Genomic DNA, 4596 nt, shown 5'->3' with positions numbered 1-4596 from the left:
CGCGTTCAGTTCGTCGTTCTCGCGCTTCAGACGGTCGTTCTTGATGACGGCCGCCCGGAGCGCTTCCACCAACTTGCCGTTTGTCTCACTCACCACTGAGCCCATTCAGCCTTACGCTTAAGGAGATTGGTCTGTACGTTTTTCAGAGACTGAACATCCTTGGAATCAGAAATGTTTGTTGTTGCGGTTGTCGGTTATGTGAGGTCGTTGAGTGCGGCATTGATGAGTTCGTCTTCGCTCATGGTATGGATGTCGGCCGACTGGTTTTCCGTGCGCTGGGTTTCCAGGGCAGGGATGTCCTCATCCGCAAGTCGGAGCAGGGTGTCCAGGATGTTCGCCGTCCGAAGACGTGCGAGCGGGATGCGGGTGAATGCCTCGCGGATGATGCGTTCCTGATGGCCGGTAATGTCAGAAGGTACTTCCGCGTGGGCGGCCGTAAGCTCCGTGTGGAGGAATTGCGCGAGATCGTGGGGGGTGGGGTAGTCGAAGGTGATGGTGGCGGGGAGTTTGATGCCGGTGGCGGTGGTGAGGCGGTTGCGGAGTTCGACGGCTGTAAGGGAGTCGAAGCCGGTGTCGCGGAATGCGCGGGTGGCGGTCAGGCTGTTGGGGTCGTTGATGTCGAGGACGGCAGCGGCATGATGGCGGACGAGATCGGTCAGATGGGCCTGCTGCTGCTGGGGATCGAGGCCGGCCAGCTGATTGGTGAGGGAAGTTATGGAGCCTGGGCCCGCGGTGGGGGTCTTCATCCGGGGACGCTGCCGTGCGCCAGCGAGGCTGCGCAGCAGGGGTGGGAGATGTCCGTCCCCGGCCTGGTTGCGCAGCGCGAAGCGGTCGAAGGCAGCGAGCACGAGGTGGGGATGGATGGTGGCAAGGGCCTGATCGAACAAGCGCAGGCCGTCTTCAGTGGTCAGAGGCTGGATGCCGGAACGTGCAATGCGGGCATGGTCGGTGCTGGTCAGCTTCGCGGTCATGCCACTGGCGGGAGCCCACAGCCCCCAGGCGAGGGCCGTCGCCGGCAGCCCGGCATGATGCCGGCGCAGGATAATGGCGTCCGCGGCGGCGTTCGCGGCGGCATAGTTGCCCTGGCCGGCACTGCCAGTGACACCCGCGACCGAGGTGAAGGTGACGAAGCCTGCCAGACCGGTCCCACGCGTGAGGTGGTCAAGGTGGATAAGCGCATCAACCTTGGGTGCGAAAACCGTCTCGAGACGGTCAGGGTCAAGCGCGGTAATCACCGCATCGTCCAGGACACCCGCGGTATGCACGACCGCAGTCAAAGGCGCCTCCTCGGAGATCCCGGCGAGGACCACAGCAGTCTGGTCACGGTCCGTCAGGTCGCACGCAACGATCTCCACCTGGGCGCCCAAGTCCCGGAGCCGAGCAACAAGCTCAGCCGCGCCTGGAGCCTTGCTTCCCTGACGGGAAACCAGCATCAGATTGTGCGTCCTGCCTGTGGCGACCACGTGCTCGGCAACCAGTGCACCCAGCACACCGGTTCCGCCCGTGATCAGCACGGTCCCCCGCGGATCCCAGCCCGCAGCGGTAATGCCCCCGGCAAGTGAGAAGGCCACATCGGCAGGGGTGGCCATTCGCGGAACCCACACCTGCCCCGCACGAACCGCAGCTTGCCACTCACCCAGCCCGGCCAACGACTCACACAAACCAGCATCGACATCGCCAGCGTCGTCAAGGTCGAGGAGAAGGATGCGCTCGGGATGCTCAGACTGGGCACTACGGACCAGACCCCAGACACCCGCAGCAGCCGAATCCAGCGAGCCACGCTCGGCCCCGCTGACCGCCACAGCCCCACCCGTAGTGACAACCAGCCGAGACCCCTCCCACAACGGATCAGTCAAGAACGCCTGAGCCACCCCCAACACCAGGCCAACAACCTCACACGCCCGATCACCACCGGCCGCCAAACCACCAGGCCCCACGCCAGGAATCCGCAACACAACCCACGGCGGCAGATCACCATCACCGTCAAGGATGTTCGCCAGCCCCTCGGCGTCCCCGATTACCCCTACTTCACCTGTCCAACCACTCTGATCCACAACACCCGTAAGGTCAGCTGGCGTCCACTCGACGGTGTAGCACTGGGCACCTCCCGTGGTCTGTCCGACAGCAGCTGACAAGGTCTGTAGATCGGTGACCGATACAGGTCGGGTCGTCAACGACTCCAATGTCAGAACGGGCTGGCCAGCTGGATCAGCCATCACCAGCCGCACACCTTCACCAATGGCAGAGACCCGCACCCGTACCCGGCCTGCCCCCGTCCGACCCGCGAAGACCCCCTGCCAGGCAAACGGCAGGCGCACCAACCCTTCATCAACATCGGCGCCCGCCAGCCCGACCGTATGCAGCGCTGCATCCAGAAGGACCGGATGAATCACAAACCCAGTCGGCTCCAACGTCTCATCCAGTTCCAGTTCCGCAAACACCTCTTGCCCATCACGCCAAACACCCCGCACCGCCCGGAACAACGGACCGTACTCGTAACCGCGCGACGCCAACCCCTCATAAAAGCCGTCCAGACCCACAGGCCGGGCACCGACCGGAGGCCACACGCCACCCCCCAACTCCCTCACCACAGCCGCCAGCTCAATGCGCAGAAAACCAACGGCATGAGGGACCCACTCCGAACCCGGCACATCGGGCCGAGCAAAGACCTCCACCGGACGCAACCCGCCGGATTCAACGGGCCCCACCACCACCTGCACCAGCAGCACACCTGAGGGCGGCAACACCATCGGAGCCTGGATCACCAGCTCCTCCACCCCCGCCGCACCCACCAGCTCGGCACCCTTCAAGGCCAACTCCACCAACGCCGCCCCCGGAACCACCACCACTCCGGAAACCGCGTGATCCACCAACCACGGCTGAATCTCCACACCCACCCGACCGGTCAGCGCCACACCACCCGACCCCGGAGACTCCACCACCGCCCCCAACAACCAGTGATCAACCCCCTCCAACCCCACACCCGAGACACCATTCAGACCACCACCGGGCAACAACCAGTACCGCTCCCGCTGGAACTGCGTCGTCGGCACCACCGCACCCCCACCCGCCGGCACTACCGCACCCCACTCCACATCCCCGCCCCGCACAAACACCTCAGCGAGTGAGCGCAGGAAAGTGGCGCGGTCTCCCTTGCCCCTTCGGAGCGTTCCTCCGACGAACCCTTGGTCCTTCCCCATGTCGTCGAAGGTTTCGGCGATACTTCCGCTCAGAACCGGCCGCGAACTGGACTCAATGAATGCGTTAAACCCTTCGCTGATCAATGATCGAACAGCTTCGGCAAACCTCACCTGATGACGCAGGTTGCGGTACCAATAATGAGCATCGCAGGGCTTTGAAATCCATGTACCCTCAAGGGTGGAGTACCACGGGATCGTGGGGGTGTTCGTCTCTATTTCGGCAAGGGCATTGAGGATGTCATCGCGGATTGATTCCACCTGTTTGGTGTGTGACGCGTAATCAACCGGGATCATGCGGACCGACGTGTCGAGCAGTCGGTAGTGTTCTTCCATTTCGGTGAGAAGTGTCGGGTCTCCAGCCACCACAGTCGACCGGGGCCCATTGGTGGCAGCAATTTCTACCCGCCCCGACCAGGCTTCGTGCTGCTCGATGTCGGATTGAATACTGCCCACCGAGGACGCGATGGACAGCATTCCCCCCTGTCCGGCCAACCTGGCTGCGATGACCTGACTGCGCAGGGCGACGATCCTGGCTGCCTCGGAGAGGGAAAGAGCTCCTGATACACAAGCGGCCGCGATCTCGCCCTGGGAGTGGCCGACGACAGCTTTCGGAGTAATGCCACAGGATTGCCACAGGGCCGCCAACGACACCATCACCGCGAAGGAAACTGGTTGGATTACGTCCACCCGATTCCACCACGGTGCAGACGTGTCTCCTCGCACGACGTTGGAAAGCGACCAGTCAACGTAGGGCCGAAGGGCCTGTTCGCACTCGGACATCATGGATGCGAACACCGGTTCTGTGTCCCATAGTTCGCTGCCCATGCCAGCCCACTGAGCACCTTGGCCAGGAAAGACAAATACAAGTTTGTCGAGACTTCCGTCACCGGTGTTGCCGGTGATGGTTGTGGTGGTGGGAGTCGTCGGGTCGATGTTGTGGAGTGCGTGGATGGCGGTGGTGGTGTCGGGGGTGAGGATGACGGCGCGGTGTTCCCAGGTGGTGCGGGTGTGAGCCAGTGCTGCCGCGGTGTGGTGGATGGGGGTGTCTGGATGAGCCTTGAGGGTGTTGGCGGTGGCGTGGGCCTGAGCTGCGAGGGCTGTGGGGGTGCGGCCGGAGATGACGAGAGGGGTGCAGAGGGGTGAGGTGTCCTCGGCCGGCGCGGTGGTGCTGTCTGTGCTGGGTGTTGGGGGGTGTTCGAGGATGAGGTGGGTGTTGGTGCCGGAGACGCCGAAGGAGGAGATGCCGGCGCGTCGGGGGTGGTCGGTCTGGGGCCAGGGCGTGGGGGTGGTAATGAGGCGGAGGGTGCCCGAGCTCCAGTCGATTTTGGTGCTGGGCGTTTCCGCGTGGAGCGTCGGTGGGAGGGTGTTGTGCTGCATGGCGAGGATCATTTTGATC

The 4596-nt window shown here is 63.6% G+C and carries 2 protein-coding genes; both read right to left on the bottom strand.

Annotated elements, in window-relative coordinates; genetic code table 11:
* On the bottom strand, positions 1-105 hold a 105-nt coding region (locus PV350_RS44795; protein WP_500337906.1), incomplete at its 3' end, for a polyketide synthase docking domain-containing protein.
* An 89-nt stretch (positions 106-194) separates the two neighbouring features.
* Positions 195-4577, bottom strand: coding sequence for a type I polyketide synthase (locus tag PV350_RS44790; RefSeq protein WP_500339088.1), 4383 nt, complete (start codon positions 4575-4577; stop codon positions 195-197).
* Between the last annotated feature and the right edge of the window lie 19 nt (positions 4578-4596).

Source organism: Streptomyces sp. PA03-6a (assembly GCF_033792765.1).
In the GTDB taxonomy this organism is placed as follows: domain Bacteria; phylum Actinomycetota; class Actinomycetes; order Streptomycetales; family Streptomycetaceae; genus Actinacidiphila.
This window is presented reverse-complemented; position numbering and strand designations above follow the sequence as displayed.

What these genes read in the sequence shown, in the direction of transcription:
- PV350_RS44790 (WP_500339088.1), bottom strand. Translation starts at nt 4,577, where the DNA reads ATGCAGCACAACACCCTCCCACCGACGCTCCACGCGGAAACGCCCAGC.